Genomic DNA, 18,923 nt, shown 5'->3' on the forward strand with positions numbered 1-18,923 from the left:
TAAGAGGTTTTTTGTACCATGATGCTGTTTTTTTCTTCGTTTAGTGATTGGCTTCCAGGTGTGAATGTATTTCGTTATATTACTTTTCGCACGATAGCAGCTATGCTTACTTCGGGGCTCATCGTCTTTTTGTTTGGACCTAGCATCATTGCTTCTCTTAAATTGCGGCAGGGTAAGGGGCAACCGATTCGTGCTGATGGTCCTCAAACACATTTTAAAAAGGCTGGAACACCTACAATGGGTGGATTGATGATTTTAACCGGCATTGTAGTATCGGCATTTTTGTGGTGTAATTTATCGAATATTTATTTTTGGGTATCGCTATTGGTTATGCTTTCTTTTGGGGCAATTGGATTTTATGACGATTATCTTAAGGTCACAAAACAAACAGACAAAGGATTTTCTGGGACAGCACGGTTAAGTTTGGAGTTTTGTGTTGCCGCAATTGCTGCTTTTGTCATCCTGAAAATTGGTTCATCTGGATTCGCTTTGCCTTTTTTGAAAGATTATCTTATCAATTTGGGCTGGTTTTTTATTCCTTTTTCTGCTTTTGTCATTGTCGCGACGGGTAATGCGGTTAATTTGACGGATGGACTTGATGGGCTTGCTATTGTTCCTGTGATGGTTGCAGCCTTGTCTTTTGCTCTGATTGCTTATCTTTCTGGTAATATGAATTTTGCTGATTATCTCCAAATCCATTATGTATCGGGAGCAGGTGAATTGGCTGTTTTATTGGGAGCTGTTGTTGGGGCAGGGCTTGGTTTTTTATGGTTTAATGCACCCCCTGCAGCTATTTTTATGGGAGATACTGGTTCATTGGCTCTTGGAGGATTATTAGGGACTGTTGCGGTCGCTACGAAGCACGAAATTGTTTTGGCTCTTATTGGTGGGCTTTTTGTTGTGGAAGCTTTTTCGGTCGTTATTCAGGTTGGTTATTTCAAATTAACAAGAAAACGAGTGTTTCTTATGGCACCGATACATCATCATTTTGAGAAAAAAGGCTGGACTGAAAGCCAAGTCGTGATACGCTTTTGGATTATTTCAATTGTTCTTGCTCTTATTGGTCTTTCAACACTTAAATTGCGGTGAGATTTTGATTTCTGTTGCGTGTTATAAAGGGCAAAAAGTTGCTTTATTTGGATTAGGGAAGTCTGGACTAGCAACGGCACAAGCATTGATGCGTGGCGGTGCAGAAGTGGTGGCGTGGGATGATAGTCCTTCAAGCGTGCAAATGGCTTTTCGGCACAATATTCCAACGCGAAATTTCCGTTATGAAGATTGGTCAGAATTTGTTGCATTGATTGTAGCTCCTGGAGTTCCTTTAAATTATCCTCAACCCCATTGGGTTGTTGAAAAAGCACGAAAAAAAAATATAGAAATTATCGGTGATATTGAATTATTTGTTCGTGCGCGCCATCATTTTTTACAGCATTATGGTTTTTGTGACCAAGATGTTCCGTTCATTGCGATTACGGGGACGAATGGGAAGTCAACCACAACGGCTTTACTTGCGCATTTGTTGGAAAAAATGGGCTATGATGTGCAGATGGGGGGAAATATCGGAAAGTCAATATTGACGCTTAAGCCATTTGTTAAAAAACGTATCTATGTGATTGAATGTTCATCATTTCAAATTGATCTTACTCCCTCTCTTCAGCCGACCATTGGACTTTTATTGAATTTAACACCTGATCATATTGATCGACATGGGAGTTTTGCCTGTTATGTGCAAACCAAAAGGCATCTGATTGCTCAGGCTTCTCATGCTTTTATTTCAGTTGATGATGCAGCTTGTAGGGTTTTATATCAACAGTTACTTCATGAAGGGAAGAAAATTGGGGCAATTTCCAAGGATCATTTTGTTGAAAATGGTTTTTATGCAGATGGGACTAAGCTCTTTTCTGTTTGTCAAGGACAGCGTCATATGCTTGCAGATTTGGCGTCTATGACTGCTTTGCGCGGACGTCATAATGCGCAAAATGCCCTTATGGCATTAGCAACGTTGCAGGCTTTAAAAATAACCGATTCCTCTATAAACAAGCATTTAGCAAGTTATAAAGGGCTGGATCATCGTATGCAGCAGGTGCGTAAAATGGGGGCGGTTTTGTTTATCAATGACAGCAAGGCGACTAATGCAGATGCAACAGCTCCTGCGCTTTCCACCTTTAATGATATTTTTTGGATTGTTGGGGGACAGGCAAAAAAGGGAGGAATAGAGTCTCTTAGAGAATTTTTTCCTAAAATTCGTAAAGCCTATTTGATTGGGAGCGCGGCGGAAGAATTTGCTCGCACTATTGGATCTGCTTTTCCCTTTTCTATGAGCTTAACTTTGAAAAATGCGGTGCGTGAAGCAGCTGTTGACGCAATGGGTTGTAAGGAAAAAGAGGTGACGGTTCTTTTGTCACCTGCTTGTGCAAGTTATGACCAATTTAAAAATTATGAAATGCGAGGCGAAGAATTTGTCTCTTTTGTGATGCAGTTACAATAAAAAAAGCATCAGTTATAAAAAAATATTTTTGCGTTAAGACTCCAGAATCTTTTGTTGTGTAATTTAGTTTTTAAAGTGTTTGTTAAATAGGCTGGGGAACCATATCACTTTGAGATAATTTATAAAATGGATAAGGTGGATACCATGGTTACGCGTGCAGATAGAGATCCAATTGCTAATTGGTGGTGGACGATTGATCGCTCTATCTTTGCAGCTTGTTTAATTTTAATGGGAATTGGCATTATGCTGTCTTTTGCTGCCAGCCCTATTATTGCAAAAAAAATCGGAATTGCTGATAGTTTTTATTTTGTTCGGTGGCATATCATTTTTAGCATTTCAGCATTTTTTACGATGGTTACCATTTCTTTTTTTTCGCTTTCTAATATTCGTCGTTTATGTGCTCTTTTGCTCGTAGTAACGCTTGCTCTTATGGTTGCAACCTTATTTTTTGGTCCAGAATTAAAGGGAGCTCGGAGGTGGATTCTACTATTTGGTTTTTCTGTACAGGCTTCAGAGTTTATGAAGCCAGCTTTTGTGGTTATGTCCGCTTGGCTTTTTTCAGAACAGATACGCAGGAGGGGAATTCTGGGTTATACGTTAGCGATTCTACTTTATGCCATTTGTTGTGTGCTTTTGGTTTTGCAGCCTGATATTGGACAAACAGTTTTAATAAGTGCAACATGGGGGGGGCTGTTTTTTATTGCTGGTGTACCTCTTACCATTATTTTTCTCTTTCTCATTTTAGGCGTTGTAGGAATTATTTTAGCTTATCTTTTTCTGCATCATGTGCGTGAGCGTATCAATGGTTTTTTGACAGGTGAAGGGGATACTTTTCAAGTGGATGTAGGACGTGAGGCTATTTTGAATGGTGGTTGGTTTGGGCAAGGTCCTGGGGAGGGAACAGTAAAACGTATCATTCCTGATAGCCATACAGATTTCGTATTTTCCGTTGCTGCTGAAGAATATGGTATTATTCTTTGTTTGTTAATTATGATGCTTTTTGGCTTTATCGTTATGCGTTCATTGTATATAGCCATGAATACACGTGATTCCTTTATACGTCTTGGTATTACTGGCATAGCAATGATGATTGGCTTTCAATCAGCTATTAATATGGCCGTTAATCTTCACTTAATTCCTCCAAAAGGCATGACATTGCCTTTTATTTCTTATGGTGGTTCTTCAATGGTGGCGATTGCTTTTTCAATGGGCATTTTGCTCAGTTTAACACGTCGTTGGCCAGAAGCACGCCTTTCAGCTTTTTCTTCCTCTTCTGTCTTGGATACCCCTTATGAATGATAAAAAAGTTATTGTTTTAGTGGCTGGTGGTACAGGTGGACATCTTTTTCCTGCTGAAGCAGTTGCTGTTGAATTAAGGCGGCGTGGATATGATGTTCATTTAATAACAGATGAAAGAGCACGACCTTTTGTTCGGTGCTTTGATGAAGAGCATATTCATATCGTTTCATCGGCAACATTTATACGACGCCATCCTTTTGCTCTGATAAAGACGTTTTGGTCTTTGCTAAGGGGTATGGGGCAATCGTTGGCGTTGTTTTATAAATTACGTCCTGTTCTTGTTGGAGGATTTGGGGGGTATCCGAGCTTTCCTCCTCTTTTTATTGCGGCCTTAACGAGGCGTGTAACATTTATTCATGAACAAAATGCTGTTATGGGGCGTGCCAATCGGGTGTTGGCAATTTTTGTGCGTGCAATCGCTGGTGGTTTGTTGTCGCCAAATGGCGCTTATGCTCATAAAATACTTTTGACGGGGAATCCTGTCCGTGAGGCTGTGTTGAAGGCGGCTAAAATTCCTTATCATTCCTCAACTGGTGAAGAGCCATTTCATTTTTTAATTTTTGGAGGTAGCCAAGGGGCTTCTGCTTTTTCACATATTGTTCCAGAAGCTATTGCTTTATTCGATGATAAGAATCGTAAACGTTTACGAATTGTGCAGCAAGTCCGAGGTGAAGCAGAAGGGTTGATCAAAATCTATCGTGATATGGGTGTACAAGCAGAGGTAGCTCCTTTTTTTGATGATATGGCTGAACGTATGGCACATGCCCATTTTATTTTGTCGCGCGCTGGGGCTTCATCTGTTTGTGAGATAGCGGTGATTGGTAGACCTGCTTTGCTTGTTCCCTATCCCCATGCTTTAGATCATGATCAGGCCGCTAATGCAGCTTTGCTTGCTCGTGTAGGTGGTGCACAAATTGTATCAGAAAAAGATTTAAATGCACAAAAGCTTTCTTCTCTTTTAATGCACGCTTGTTGTGCGCCCCATTTATTAGAAAAACAAGCGCTTGCTGCAAAAAAAGTTGGGCAACCTCATGCAACCCTTTGCCTTGCTGATATGGCTGAATCCTTAATTGCAGGGCGATTGTTGTCAGATATAAAAGAGGAGCTTTTTAATGAAAATGCCACTTGATATAGGTGTTATCCATTTTATCGGAATCGGGGGGATCGGTATGAGTGGAATTGCGGAGGTTTTTTATAATCTTGGCTATAAAGTTCAAGGGTCAGATCAAGTTGAGAGTGCAAATGTTGAACGTTTGCGGAGAAAAGGAATTAATGTTTATATAGGTCATTGTGCTGAAAATTTAGGAAATGCAGAGGTTGTTGTTTTTTCTACTGCCGTTAAAAAAACAAATCCTGAGTATATTGCTGCAAAGGAAAGACATTTACCGCTTGTCAGACGTGCAGAAATGCTGGCGGAGCTGATGCGGTTTCGGCGTGCAATTGCGGTGGGTGGTACACATGGTAAAACAACGACCACATCAATGGTCGCAGCTCTTCTTGATGCTGGTCATTTTGATCCAGTGGTGATTAATGGCGGTATTATTAATGCTTATGGTACGAATTCTCGTACAGGAGATGGCGATTGGATGATTGTTGAAGCTGATGAAAGTGATGGTACATTTTTAAAGCTGCCTGCTGATATTGCTGTTATTACTAATATTGACGCTGAGCATTTAGATCATTATGGAAGTTTTGATGCTGTGCGTGAGGCTTTTCGGCAATTCGTAGAAAATGTTCCTTTTTATGGTTTTGCTGTTTTGTGCCTTGATCATCCAGAGGTTCAGTCATTGGCGGGCCGTATTGATGATCGGTGGGTGATCACTTATGGTGCAAATCCACAAGCGGATGTTCGTTTTCTTAATCTTTCGATGCATGGTCAAAAAACGCATTTTGATGTTCTTATTCGCTCACGCAAAACAGGAAGAAAGATTGAGTTGAAAAATTTGCTTTTACCCATGGCAGGACAGCATAATGTTGCTAATGCAACGGCGGCGATTGCTATTGCGCATGAACTAGGCATTTCAAATGAAGCTATAAAAAGGGGTTTAGCAGAATTTGGCGGAGTAAAACGGCGTTTTACGCGAACAGGAAGTTGGCGAGGTATTGAAATATTTGATGATTATGGACATCACCCTGTTGAAATAAAGGCTGTTTTGCGTGCAGCACGTGAGAGTGCAAAAGGGCGTGTTATTGCGATTGCACAACCCCATCGGTATTCACGTTTGTATCATTTATTTGATGATTTTTCTGCTTGTTTTAATGATGCAGATACAGTGTTGATTACGCCCGTTTATGCGGCTGGTGAAGAGCCTATTATTGGATTTGGTTCTCAAGAATTGGTAGAGCATATTAAAATGGCGGGTCATCGTGATGTGCGCTTGATACATAGTCTGGAAGATGTCGTGTCTCTTGTCTCAAAATTTGCTCAGGCAGAGGATTATGTTATTTTTCTTGGTGCTGGTAATATCACACAATGGGCTTGCGCGTTGCCTCATCAGTTAGCGGTATTGGATGGTCATGGTAAATTTTCAGCACATTGATGGTGAGGCGCTATTGGCGCAACTGCAACCGCTGTTGGGCGGCGTGAGAGGCAAGCTTACACCTAATGTTGAAATGCGTAAGGTAACGTGGTTTCGCACGGGCGGGTTGGCAGAGCTTTTTTATCAGCCTGTTGATGAAGAAGATTTGGCTCTCTTTCTTCAAAATTTGCCTGAATTTGTTCCTGTAACAATTGTCGGTATCGGTTCTAATCTTTTGGTGCGTGATGGGGGCGTTCCTGGTGTTGTGATTCGTCTTTCTCCAAAAAATTTTGGGCAAGTGCAGCAAGTTTCTCCAAAAGGCTTTTTAGTTGGTGCTGGTACGGCGGATAAACATTTAGCTGCTGCTGCTTTAAAGGCAGAAATTGCAGGTTTTCATTTTTATCATGGTATTCCTGGTGCTCTTGGAGGAGCTCTCAAAATGAACGCGGGTGCGAATGGTATTGAAACCGCAGCGCGTGTTGTTGAGGTCTATGCGCTGGATCGTAAAGGGCAACGTCATATCTTGAGTTTGAAAGATATGCATTATTCTTATCGCCATTGTGATATTCCTAAAGATTTTATTTTTACAGCTGCTTTATTGGAAGGAAAACTCGGTAATAAAGATGATATTCGTGCTGCTATGGATGAAGTTTCCCTCCACAGAGAAACAGTACAACCTATTCGTGAAAAGACAGGAGGATCAACTTTCAAAAATCCTGAGAATGGATCTGCGTGGCGCGTGATTGATGAAGCAGGGTGTCGTGGTTTACGGATTGGTGGCGCTCAAATGAGTGAAATGCACTGTAATTTTATGATTAATACAGGGAAAGCAACAGGATATGATCTTGAAGCATTGGGAGAAACAGTGCGTGCGCGTGTTTTTGCAAATTCAGCCCACCTTTTACAATGGGAAATAGAGCGTATTGGTCAATTTGAGCGTGGTCGAAGTGTTTCTCCTTTTGATCCATTTCATTGATTTATTGTTCACTAAAAAAGTGCAAATAAAAAATTGAGTCATTTCAAAGAGATAATAAAAAATTTCTATTAAGAATCAATAAATTAACAAAGAATCTCTTGCATCAGGCTTTTGAGTCTGATTCATTATGCAAAATGCTAGGTTATTGATTCGCAAGGATAAACCTTGTTTTTTCTGTATGTGGTGCTGATGTATTTTATATAGACTACATATAGTATGCGAAAGAGGGTGATTTATTATGAGAGATAAACATATAGCTGTGTTAATGGGAGGTTTTTCTTCTGAACGGTCTGTAAGTTTATCTTCAGGGGCGGCTTGTGCTGATGTTCTAGAGCTGCAGGGGTATCGCGTGAGCCGCGTGGATGTTGACGCGCATATTGCTTCTGTTCTTGAACAGTTACAGCCCGATATTGCCTTCAATGCATTGCATGGTCCATTTGGTGAAGATGGCCGGATCCAGGGGATTCTTGAATATTTAAAAATTCCTTACACCCATTCTGGTGTGATGGCATCCGCTTTGGCAATGGATAAGGGACGTGCAAAAATTATCGTTGCAAATGTTGGGGTTTGTGTTGCTCCTTCTCGTATCATGAGCCGCTTTGCTTTGGGACAAACGCATCCCATGGAGCCTCCTTATGTAATTAAACCTGTGTGTGAAGGATCAAGTTTTGGTGTTGTCCTTGTCCAGGAAAATGAAGCAGCACCGCCGCATAGTATTGGGGGAGCTGAGTGGGGGTATGCCGATGAGGTGATGATTGAAAAATATATTCCTGGTCGTGAATTGACTTGTGCTGTTTTGGGGAATGAAGTGCTGGATGTGTGTGAAATTCTTCCCGATAAACACTTTCCATTCTACGATTATGACTCGAAATATAAAATGGGTGGTTCTCTTCACATTTGTCCTGCACAACTTTCACTAAATATTTACCAAAGTGTGCAAAGAATGTCTTTAGCAGCCCATCAGGCGATAGGGTGTCGAGGTGTTAGCCGTTCTGATTTTCGTTTTGATGAGAAAACGGGAGAATTGGTTTGGCTTGAAATTAATACGCAACCCGGTATGACATCGACGTCTCTTCTTCCTGATATTGCAAAAGCGAGCGGCCGTACTTACGGCGATATTGTTCAATGGATGGTGGAGGACGCATCATGTATGCGTTGAATGTTAATAAAACAAATGTTCCGATGGAGGTGCTTTCAGTGCCGGCTTTGCCACGTCTTTATCGTCGTTTCCTCCGGTTTATGTTTGAGTTTGTTTTTGTCAATATTCATATTCCACGCCATTTCGGTTCTTTTGCGGTGGTATGGTTTTTCTTTGTTACGGCTTTTTATGGACTTTCATCAAGTGGTCAGATGGCTGTGATCGTAAACACGATCATATTAGATAGTAGTTTTGTGGTCACTCATGTCGATATAAGCGGCAATAAGCGTTTGACAAAGCAGGATATTTTTAAAATTTTAAAACTTGATGTTGCGCCTTCTATATTCACTTTTGATGTTGAAAGAGCACGTTCTCTTTTGGAAAAACAGGCTTGGGTGCAATCGGCTAATGTTCAGAAAATTTATCCTAATAGAATGCGCATTTCCATCGTGGAGCGTGAACCCTATGCTATTTGGCAACATGATAGCATAGTGGATATTGTTGATAATACAGGTCGTGTCATTGTGCCCTTTAAAGGGGAAATTGTTCGGGATTTACCTCTTGTGGTTGGGCAGGGTGCACAAAATGCTGCTAAAGTGTTTATTCAAGCGCTGTCAGTCTATCCGGAAGTATATGATCGTATTCGTGCTTTTGTGCGGGTAGGTGATCGACGTTGGGATCTTGTTTTGGATAATGGAATGCGCGTTATGTTGCCTGAAAATGGTGCCCTTGAAAGGCTTTCTTCTCTTGTTTCGTCCGGTACAATGCAAGATCTTTTATCTCGCGATATTCTCAGTGTTGATTTACGTCTTGCTGATCGAATTACTGTTTCTTTATCAGATGAAACGTTGGAGCGTTATCATGCTACTGTAGAAGAAGAAGAACGTATTTTAAAGGCACGAAAGGCAGGAAACCCATGATGTTGCTTAGATCACATCATCTGGGAGGGCGTAAAACACGTTTTTTAACGGTTCTTGATGTCGGTTCAAGTAAGATTGTTTGTCTTATTGCCTGTTTGCGTCCTTTGAAGCATGCGCACTATTTACATGGTCGTACACATTCTACGGAAATTCTAGGCTTTGGAGTGCAGCGTTCACGCGGTATTAAATCTGGTGTTGTCATGGATATGTTTGCAGCAGAACAATCAATAAGGTTGGCTGTTGATGCGGCAGAAAAAATGGCTGGTTTGGTGGTGGATTCAGTGATTGTGAATTTTTCCTCAAGTCGATTACAAAGTGCTTTGATTAATGGAAAAGTCCATTTGAATGGCCGTGAAGTCACCAAGCGTGATATGCGTATGGCCTTTTCAGATGTTTCACGTAAAGCTTTTGATGCTGAACGTCATGTTATGCACTCAGTTCCAGTTTCTTATGTATTGGATGGAGATAAAGGAATTTCTGATCCTGTCGGAATGGCAGGGGAAACATTTGGGGTTGACGTGCATGTGGTAACAGCTGAAACAGCGTCTTTGCGTAATTTAGAAACTTGTATTAATCGTGCACATTTGAGTGTTGAAGCAATGGTTGCTACTCCCTTTGCAAGTGGTCTTGCTGTCTTGATGAATGATGAGGCGCATTTAGGGGCTGCATGTATTGATTTTGGTGGTGGAACAACAACATTTTCAGTGTTTTTTGAGGGAAAATTTATTCATGCGGATGCTCTTGCTGTTGGGGGGCATCATGTCACTCTTGATGTTGCGCGCGGATTTTCTATGTCTCTAACAGAGGCGGAACGTTTAAAAGTTATTTATGGTTCAGCACTTTTAACAAGTGCTGATGAGCGGCAAATGATTAATGTAGCAGAAATTGGGAGTGAACAGCGTGAAATTCAATATCCTCGTGCGGTTCTTGGGCGTATCATTCGTGCGCGTGTTGAAGAAATTTTAGAAATGGTTCGTGATTGTTTAAATCGTTCTGGTTTTGGTCATATCATTGGTAAACGTGTTATTTTGACTGGGGGAGCAAGCCAGTTAACAGGATTGCCAGAAATGGCACGTACTATATTGGGAAGAAATGTTCGTATCGGGCGGCCTTTAGGTATTTCGAGGCTTCCTTCTCTTGCAAAAGGGGCGGCGTTTACATCTGCTGTTGGGTTGTTAATTTATCCGCAATTGGTGGGTTTTGAAGAAAAAACAATGCAGGCGGCAGGAAATCATTTATCGATGGGCACGCGTGGGTATTTTCAGCGTGTCGGTCAGTGGTTGCGTGAGAGTTTTTAGTTAAGTCTAGTTGGATAAATTTCATCGCTTTGGCTTGCGGTGTCTTATGAGAAGGAAAAGAAAATGACGATTAATCTGCATCGGCCAGATATCGCGGAATTGAAGCCACGCATTACCGTTTTTGGTGTTGGAGGTGGTGGCGGGAATGCCGTGAATAATATGATAAATGCTGGTCTTCAGGGAGTTGACTTTGTTGTTGCAAATACGGATGCACAGGCTTTGGCTATGTCAAAGGCTGAACGTGTTATCCAACTTGGGGCAGCTGTGACAGAAGGTTTGGGTGCTGGAGCTTTACCGGAAGTTGGACAAGCGGCGGCAGAGGAATGTATTGATGAAATTATCGATCATCTTGCAGACTCTCATATGGTTTTCATTACTGCTGGTATGGGGGGAGGGACTGGAACAGGGGCTGCTCCCGTTGTTGCTCGAGCAGCGCGTGAAAAAGGTATTTTGACTGTTGGTGTTGTGACAAAACCGTTTCAATTTGAAGGCGCACGTCGTATGAAAACGGCAGAGGCTGGTATTGAAGAATTACAAAAATCTGTCGATACATTGATTGTTATTCCCAATCAAAATCTTTTCCGTATTGCAAATGATAAGACAACGTTTGCTGATGCTTTTGCTATGGCTGACCAAGTGCTTTATTCGGGTGTTGCTTCCATTACGGATTTGATGATTAAAGAGGGTTTGATTAACCTTGATTTTGCTGATGTTCGCTCTGTTATGCACGAAATGGGTCGAGCCATGATGGGAACGGGTGAGGCATCTGGTGATGGACGTGCTTTGGCTGCGGCTGAAGCTGCTATTGCAAACCCATTGTTGGATGATACCTCTATGCGTGGGGCGCGTGGTTTACTGATTTCTATTACGGGTGGTCGTGATATGACTCTTTTTGAGGTTGATGAAGCTGCTAATCGTATTCGTGAAGAAGTGGATGCTGATGCGAATGTGATCTTTGGCGCTATTGATGATGAGTCATTGGAAGGTGTTATTCGTGTTTCTGTGGTTGCCACCGGTATTGATCGTGAAGTTAGTGATGTGGTTCAGTCCTCTCATCCTCAGCTTCAAAGGCCTGCTTCTTCAATGCGCAAGAGTGATCCTGGAACGTCACACAGTTCTTTTCATGTTCAGTCATCGCCACTGCGTTCTGAGTCAATGGTAGAAGTAATCGAATCACTTGAAATAGAGAAGGCTAAATCAACCGGAGAACAGTTCCGTCCCAAAAGTCAAATTTTTGCACATCCTACAGAAGCAATGACGACACGAAGTGCGACGAATGCTGTTGCGTATGGTTCAAATGCTGTTCAGGAACAGAGATCAAATGTGCCTCGTATGCAAGTAAGTCGTGGTTCTCAACAGGCTATGACGGCTCCTGTGAGTATGGAGGCAACAGCGCATGTTCTTGATGAGATGACAGAGGTTGTGAAGCAAAAAGAAAAGCTAGTGCAACCAAAACAAATACAACAAATGCAAGCGCGCTCTCCAATGCGTATGCCTGAGTTAAAGGATTTTCCTCCTGTTGCTCATGGACAAAGTCAAAGAACATCTGTGACTGATCAAGGTCCTCGTAATCTTTGGCAGCGTTTGAAACAGAGCTTAACGCATCGTGAAGAAGAAGAGCCAGAAGCGAGGCTGGAGCCTGCTGTTAGATCGTCTCAGCAGCAAGAGTCTTATGTTTACAATAAAAATTCTCAGGCGCTTTCTCAAGATTCTTCTGTTTATGTTCCACGTCGTTCTGGTGAGTTGCACCCTCAGGTACCACAAGATCAGCGTACTTTTATAAGTGAAGAAGATCAGTTGGAAATACCAGCATTTTTACGTCGTCAGGCAAATTAATTGATGAAAAATGAGGCAAAGTAAGAAAAATTATTACCTCTTTGATGATCAGTCAAAAATTATACAGTAAAATATATTGCTATTTTTGGGATAAAATACTTTGTTTTTAAAAAAACCGCTTATAGTAAGCGGTTTTTTTATTATTTACTATGAATACTTTTTATAGTTTTATAACTTTTGTTAAAAGATGTAAAAGCAATTCAATAAAATAATATGATAAATTTGGTGCCAAAATATCAGTCTACTCTTAAAAAAGCAGTAATATTTAAGGGGATTGGCGTTCACAGTGGCTGTTTGTCAGTGGTAAAGGTTTGTCCAGCGGATGTTGGGTGTGGTATTATTTTTAAGCGTTGTGGATTAGATGGAACAGAGAAAATATTTCAAGCCCATGCATCCCAAACAGGAGAAACTGAATTATCAACGGTACTTGGAGATGGAGATGTAAGGGTTGAAACAATTGAACATTTGATGGCAGCAATTACTGCTTATAATTTGGATAATCTTATTATTGAAGTGTCACATAATGAGGTTCCTATTTTGGATGGTTCAGCGTGGCTATATTGCCAAGCTTTTGAAGACGTTGGCATTGTACAGCAAGATGCGTTGCGTTCTTATTTCATTATAAAAAAACCGTTGCGGGTTGAAGGAGCTCATGGTGTTGCAGAGCTTTTGCCATTCGATGGACGTCGTTTTGATATAATGATCTCTTTTCCTTCTCCTGCTATTGGTAAGCAACATTTCAGTTTTGATCTTACCACACGAGGGTTCAGAGATGATTTGTCACGTGCGCGCACTTTTGGTTTTATCAAAGACGTGGAAAAATTAAGGCTTTCTGGAAAGGCGAGAGGCGCTTCTTTGGAAAATTCTCTTGTTATCGATCTTAATGATAAAATTTTAAATCCCGGTGGTCCTTATTGGGAGAATGAATGTGTTCGGCACAAGATGCTTGATGCGATTGGTGATACTGCTTTGCTTGGGGCGCCTTTTATTGGATTATTTCGTTCTTATTGTAGTGGACATAGAATTAATGCGCAATTGGTGAAGGCTGTTTTGGCAGACGAATCACATTACGAAAAAAGCTTTTTAGAGAAAGAGTAAAAAAATTGACAAGATTTTTTTATCGTTTATTTGATTTTTAAGGGGATGATTGACCTAAACTGCTAAATTGGTTATGTGGATTTTAAAGTGATATGGTATAAGACCTTTTATAACTTGTTTTTGCTACAAGGTGATATTCTGTGGAGGCCGGAAAAACTATGAAAAAATCTCATGTGTGCATTGGAAATATGACATATAGAAAATCTAACATTGTACGCAAGATATTGGGGGTGGTGCTTTTGGGAAGCACCTGTATGTTGGCGGGATGCCTCTTTAAAGAGAAAAATACCCTTGATCCATCTGCTTATGTTTTGAAAATAGAGCCACCAGATGTTTTATATAATCAGGCGCTTGCTAGCCTTGAGAGTGGGAAGCTTGGGGATGCATCAAAGAAGTTTTTGAAGATTGAAAAGCAGTATGCTTATACAGACTGGGGGCGTAAATCTTTAGTCATGGGGGCTTTTACTAATTATCGACTCGGAAAGTATGATGATTCAATTAGTATGGCTCAACGCTATATTACTCTTTATCCAGGGTCGACTGACTCGGCTTATGCGTATTATATTATTGGTCTTTCTTCTTTCCGTCGGATTCCTGATGTTACGCGTGATCAACGTGATACGAAACGCGCTATTGCTGCTATGCAGCTCCTTATAGAGCGTTATCCTAATTCTGAATATGTCAAGGATGCTAAAGATAAAATACGTTTTGGGCGCGAACAGCTGGCTGGCAAAGAAATGCAGATTGGCCGTTATTATGAAGAGGGGCGGCGCTACCTTGCGGCAAGTAGACGGTTTCGTACCGTGGTTGAAGAGTATTCCGATACAAATCAAATTGAAGAAGCACTTTTCCGTTTGACTGAGGTTAATCTTGCTCTCGGCTTAACGGCGGAAGCACAGACGGCAGCAGCTATTTTAGGACGTAACTATCCCAAAAGTGAGTGGTATAAATTTTCTTATAATCTCTTGCAGAAGAATAAAATATCGCCACGCGAGCATAAATCTTCTTGGATCTCAAATGCTTTAGGTGGTGATAAGAAGAGGGTACGTTGATTCTCTATGCTGGTACAGCTTTCGATTCATAATATTGTTTTGATCGAAACGCTCGATATTCATTTTACGGCGGGGTTGACGGTTTTAACTGGAGAAACAGGTGCGGGGAAGTCTATTCTCCTTGATGCTTTATCACTTGCTCTAGGGGGGCGGGGTGATGCTTCGCTTGTGCGTCATGGTGCTGACCGCGGGCAGGTCACAGCTGTTTTTGATGTGTCTGTTTCACATCCTGCACGTCAACTTATTCGTGAGAATGGTCTTGATGATGAAGGTGATATTATTTTACGACGTGTGCAATCAAGTGATGGACGTAGCCGTGTTTTTATCAATGATCAGGTGTCTAGTGTTGCATTGATGAGAAGTGTTGGCCGTTTGCTGGTTGAAATCCATGGACAACATGATGATCGTGCACTTGTTGATGTTGCTACACATCGCCAATTATTAGATGCCTTTGGTGGTCTTGAGGATGAAGTGGAAAATTTGCGTCAGTGTTATTACACATGGCGTGAATTTGAGGAGCGTTTGCAACGGCAGCGTCTTAAAGTGGAGAGCGCGGTACGTGAGGTTGATTATCTTCGTGCGTGTGTAGAAGAGCTTGAAAAGCTTGATTTTAAAGTTGGTGAAGAGGATACTCTTTCTCTTCGTCGTGCCGATATGCTTAAATTAGAAAAAATAGCGACGGATATTAAAGAAGCGGATGATCTTTTAACGGGTCAAAAATCACCAATCCCAGTGCTTTCTAATTTGGTGAGGCGTTTGGAGCGGAAAATTCCTGAGGCACAAGAGCTTATTGTACCTGTGGTGAAATCTATTGATGAGGCATTGCATGCACTTGCAACAGCACAAGAAGGTATTGAGACGGCAATACGAGCATTAGATTTTGAACCTGATGAATTGGAACGGATAGAAGAGCGTCTTTTTTCTCTTCGGGGTTTTGCTCGTAAATATCAAGTTTCTGCGGATGAATTGGTTCAGTTACGCGATAAGATGGATGCTGAACTAGCTGAATTTGAAGAGGCTCAGACTATATTGACACGTTTTGAAGATGAGGCAAAACAAGCACAAAAAAATTATGATATGTTAGCACAAGCGTTGTCAATAAAACGTCAAGAGGTTGCAAAGCACTTATCTGAAAGCGTGATGACTGAGTTACCGGCATTGAAATTAGAGAGGGCTGAATTTATTGTTGAAATGCAAAGTGATATCGAAAAGCGGAGTGCAGAGGGATGTGATCGTATTGAATATTGGGTGCGAACAAATCCTGGAACACGTGCTGGACCGATGCTTAGTGTGGCTTCTGGCGGTGAATTGTCTCGTTTTTTGTTGGCATTAAAAGTTGTTTTATCTGATCGGGGATCAGCACCGACGCTGATCTTTGATGAAATTGATACAGGCGTTGGGGGTGCTGTTGCAGCTGCTATTGGGCAAAGGTTGCAACGCTTATCAGAACATGTCCAGGTTTTCGCTATTACGCATGCTCCACAGGTCGCATCGAAAGCGCATGGTCATTTTCTTATTTCAAAAATTGAGAGTCATGATAAAGGACGCTTTTTTACTGCTATTCATAAAATGGAAGAGCATGAGCGTGCAGAAGAAATTGCTCGTATGTTGGCAGGAGAACAGATTACTGAAGAAGCGCGTGCAGCGGCTCAAAAGCTTCTAGCATAAAGGTAATTAGTCAGCGAAAAAATACTGGAAAGCTTGTATTTATTGAGATTCACTTTATGAGGAGGCGTGGAGATCCTTGTGGCAGTGCTCGTAATTTGGAATAGATTTTATGAACAAAGATGCAGATAAAAATCTCACAGCTTTTGAAGCAGAAAGTGAATTAGAGTGGTTGGCAAAAGAGATTGCACGTCATGATGTGCTTTATAATCGTGATGATCAGCCTGAAATTTCTGATGCAGAATATGATGCTTTGCGCCGCCGTAATGCAGAAATTGAAGCCATTTTTCCAGAGCTTATTCGTGTTGATTCTCCTTCACATAAAATTGGGGCACCAATTTCTGAAAAGTTTGAAAAATCTGTTCATGCACAGCCAATGCTTTCACTTGATAATGCGTTTAGCTCTGAAGATGTTACTGAATTTGTTGAGCGTATTCGTCGTTTTTTACGGCTTCCAGAAACACAAGTGTTGGAAATAACAGCGGAGCCAAAAATTGATGGTTTATCTTTGTCTTTGCGCTACGAAAAGGGGCGGCTTGTGGGTGCGGCAACGCGTGGGGATGGAGCTGTCGGTGAAAATGTGACGGCAAATGCCCGAACCATTGCTGATATTCCACAAGTTTTGCAAGGTGATTTTCCTGATATAATTGAGGTGCGTGGTGAAGTTTATATGGGGCGGGAGGATTTCCAAGCACTTAATATCAGCCAACAAGAGAAGGGCAAGTTAACCTTTGCCAATCCTCGAAATGCGGCAGCTGGTTCACTCCGTCAGCTTGATTCACGGATAACCGCTAGCAGAAAGCTTCAATTTTTTGCTTATGCTTGTGGTGAGGTGAGTGAAATATTGGCAGAAAGTCAAATGGAGATGATGAAAAAGCTAAAAGAATATGGCTTTGTTATCAATCCATTAACAAAAGTCTTTAAGACGTTAGAAGAGATTATTTCTTATTATCACGATATCGAAGAATGCCGTTATTCTTTAAGCTATGATATTGATGGTATTGTTTATAAGGTTAATGATTTGATGCTCCAAAAGCGCTTGGGATTTGTTTCTCGTTCGCCGCGTTGGGCAATCGCGCATAAATTTCCAGCAGAAAAAGCGATAGCGCTTTTGAGAGATATTGACATTCAAGTTGGTCGCACGGGAGCTTTGACACCTGTGGCACGTCTTACGCCTATTACTGTTGGTGGAGTGGTGGTGACCAATGCTAGTTTGCATAATGAGGATTATATTAAGGGAATTGGTCATAAAGGAGAGCCTATTCGTGAAGGACGTGATATTCGTATAGGCGATAGCGTTATTGTACAACGTGCTGGTGATGTGATCCCTCAAGTTATTGATGTTATTATTGAAAAACGCCCGAAAGATGCTGCTGTCTTTATTTTTCCTCATTTGTGTCCAGCTTGTGGGAGTCATGCTGTTCGTGAAGTGGGAGAAGCCGTGCGTCGCTGTACAGGGGGGCTTATTTGTCCTGCACAGGCGATTGAGCGTATTCGTCATTTTGTTGCGCGCAATGCTTTTGATATTGAGGGCTTGGGTAAAAAACAGGTAGAGTTTTTTTTCTATGCTCAAGATGAAGCGCTTTGTATTCATACACCAGCCGATATTTTTACTTTAGAACGTCGCCAAGAAAAATCTTTGATACGTTTAGAAAATATAGAAGGTTTTGGTACTGTTTCAGTTCGCAAATTGTATGATGCCATTAATGCACGTCGCGAAATTCCTTTAAGCCGTTTTTTGTTTGCATTGGGGATTCGCCATGTTGGAGAGGTGAATGCACGCCGCCTTGCGCGTACTTATAAAAATTATACAGCTTTTGAAACTGCGGCTATGGGAGCACTTATGCCGTGTGATAAGGAAAATGAAAAAGGCAATGAAGCTTGGATGGAGCTTACCAATATCGAAGGCATTGGGCCACAGGTAGGGAGCGCAATTGTTGATTTTTATCAAGAAGCGCATAATCGTGAGGTTTTGTCTGTTTTACTTGAAGAAGTAACCCCTCTTGATGAGGTGCCTATCACGACAGCTTCTTCTCCAATAGCGGAAAAGACTATTGTTTTTACAGGAACTTTGACGCATATGTCACGCGATGAAGCAAAAGCATTGGCAGAGCGATTAGGAGCCAAAACATCTGGTTCACTTTCTAAAAAAACAGATCTTCTTGTTGCAGGACCTGGAGCAGGCTCTAAATTAGCTAAAGCTGAAGAATTAGGTGTTGAGGTTATCGATGAAGAGACTTGGCTACAGTTGATTGAGAAACATAATGTTTAGAGGGCGTTTTCTAGAAGATGCGTATGCTGGTTGTATGGTTATCTCTCTTACATTTTTGGGGGCTGGAAGCAAAAAGGGAATAATAGGGGTTGTTTTTTTGCAAAAATAGAGCGCCATATATTTTGATATTTATTAAGTGATTAAAAAACGTTGAATTTAAATATTAAACTTAAACTCTTATGATTAAGAATATACAAGGTTATTATTAGTAAAAGATATACGTTATCACTGTGAATCAAGGTAAAATTGTAACTAAATATGCAGAATTTTTGAGTTTAAACGGCGTAATAAGCTGGTTATAATAGGCTTTTTAGAAATGTGACGCGTAGGATTACAAAATATAATGAAAATTTCTATATAGC

Annotated in this window: 14 protein-coding genes; all 14 read left to right on the top strand. The window is 41.1% G+C overall.

Annotation, left to right across the window (positions count from 1 at the left end; translation table 11 throughout):
- Nucleotides 1–18: 18 nt before the first annotated feature.
- A complete protein-coding gene (gene mraY, locus ACFIKO_RS03660) occupies nt 19–1,089 on the top strand; it encodes a phospho-N-acetylmuramoyl-pentapeptide-transferase (protein WP_375619642.1) in 1,071 nt (356 codons plus the stop codon).
- Between the two features lie 4 nt (nt 1,090–1,093).
- On the top strand, nt 1,094–2,488 hold the full coding sequence (murD, locus tag ACFIKO_RS03665) for a UDP-N-acetylmuramoyl-L-alanine--D-glutamate ligase (protein WP_375619641.1): 1,395 nt from the start codon (nt 1,094–1,096) through the stop codon (nt 2,486–2,488).
- Nucleotides 2,489–2,632: 144 nt separating this feature from the next.
- On the top strand, nt 2,633–3,787 hold the full coding sequence (locus tag ACFIKO_RS03670; protein WP_375619640.1) for an FtsW/RodA/SpoVE family cell cycle protein: 1,155 nt from the start codon (nt 2,633–2,635) through the stop codon (nt 3,785–3,787).
- Complete coding sequence (murG, locus tag ACFIKO_RS03675; protein WP_375673306.1) at nt 3,780–4,916, top strand: undecaprenyldiphospho-muramoylpentapeptide beta-N-acetylglucosaminyltransferase; 1,137 nt, start codon at nt 3,780–3,782, stop codon at nt 4,914–4,916. Before ACFIKO_RS03670 ends, murG begins: the two co-directional genes overlap by 8 nt.
- Nucleotides 4,900–6,327, top strand: a complete 1,428-nt coding sequence (murC, locus tag ACFIKO_RS03680; protein ID WP_375619638.1) for a UDP-N-acetylmuramate--L-alanine ligase — start codon at nt 4,900–4,902, stop codon at nt 6,325–6,327. The genes murG and murC overlap by 17 nt, the downstream gene beginning before the upstream one ends.
- Nucleotides 6,305–7,282 carry a UDP-N-acetylmuramate dehydrogenase gene (gene murB / locus ACFIKO_RS03685; RefSeq protein ID WP_375619637.1) on the top strand — a complete coding sequence of 326 codons (978 nt, stop codon included), beginning with the start codon at nt 6,305–6,307 and terminating at the stop codon, nt 7,280–7,282. The genes murC and murB overlap by 23 nt, the downstream gene beginning before the upstream one ends.
- A gap of 238 nt (nt 7,283–7,520) precedes the next feature.
- On the top strand, nt 7,521–8,441 hold the full coding sequence (locus tag ACFIKO_RS03690) for a D-alanine--D-alanine ligase (RefSeq protein WP_375619636.1): 921 nt from the start codon (nt 7,521–7,523) through the stop codon (nt 8,439–8,441).
- A complete protein-coding gene (locus ACFIKO_RS03695; RefSeq protein WP_375619635.1) occupies nt 8,429–9,340 on the top strand; it encodes a cell division protein FtsQ/DivIB in 912 nt (303 codons plus the stop codon). The genes ACFIKO_RS03690 and ACFIKO_RS03695 overlap by 13 nt, the downstream gene beginning before the upstream one ends.
- Complete coding sequence (gene ftsA, locus ACFIKO_RS03700) at nt 9,337–10,638, top strand: cell division protein FtsA (RefSeq protein WP_375619634.1); 1,302 nt, start codon at nt 9,337–9,339, stop codon at nt 10,636–10,638. The genes ACFIKO_RS03695 and ftsA overlap by 4 nt, the downstream gene beginning before the upstream one ends.
- A 63-nt stretch (nt 10,639–10,701) precedes the next feature.
- Nucleotides 10,702–12,474, top strand: coding sequence for a cell division protein FtsZ (gene ftsZ / locus ACFIKO_RS03705; RefSeq protein ID WP_375619633.1), 1,773 nt, complete (start codon nt 10,702–10,704; stop codon nt 12,472–12,474).
- Between the two features lie 213 nt (nt 12,475–12,687).
- Nucleotides 12,688–13,572 carry a UDP-3-O-acyl-N-acetylglucosamine deacetylase gene (lpxC, locus tag ACFIKO_RS03710; protein WP_375619632.1) on the top strand — a complete coding sequence of 295 codons (885 nt, stop codon included), beginning with the start codon at nt 12,688–12,690 and terminating at the stop codon, nt 13,570–13,572.
- A 158-nt stretch (nt 13,573–13,730) separates the two neighbouring features.
- Nucleotides 13,731–14,624 (top strand): outer membrane protein assembly factor BamD, encoded by an 894-nt coding sequence (locus tag ACFIKO_RS03715; RefSeq protein ID WP_375619631.1) that lies wholly within the window; start codon nt 13,731–13,733, stop codon nt 14,622–14,624.
- A 6-nt stretch (nt 14,625–14,630) separates the two neighbouring features.
- Nucleotides 14,631–16,292 carry a DNA repair protein RecN gene (gene recN / locus ACFIKO_RS03720; protein WP_375619630.1) on the top strand — a complete coding sequence of 554 codons (1,662 nt, stop codon included), beginning with the start codon at nt 14,631–14,633 and terminating at the stop codon, nt 16,290–16,292.
- A 109-nt stretch (nt 16,293–16,401) separates the two neighbouring features.
- Entirely contained in the window at nt 16,402–18,561 is a 2,160-nt protein-coding gene (gene ligA, locus ACFIKO_RS03725) for an NAD-dependent DNA ligase LigA (RefSeq protein WP_375619629.1), read from the top strand.
- Nucleotides 18,562–18,923: the final 362 nt, after the last annotated feature.

This window comes from Bartonella sp. TS82HLJMH (assembly GCF_042193495.1).
Classification (GTDB): Bacteria; Pseudomonadota; Alphaproteobacteria; order Rhizobiales; family Rhizobiaceae; genus Bartonella; species Bartonella grahamii.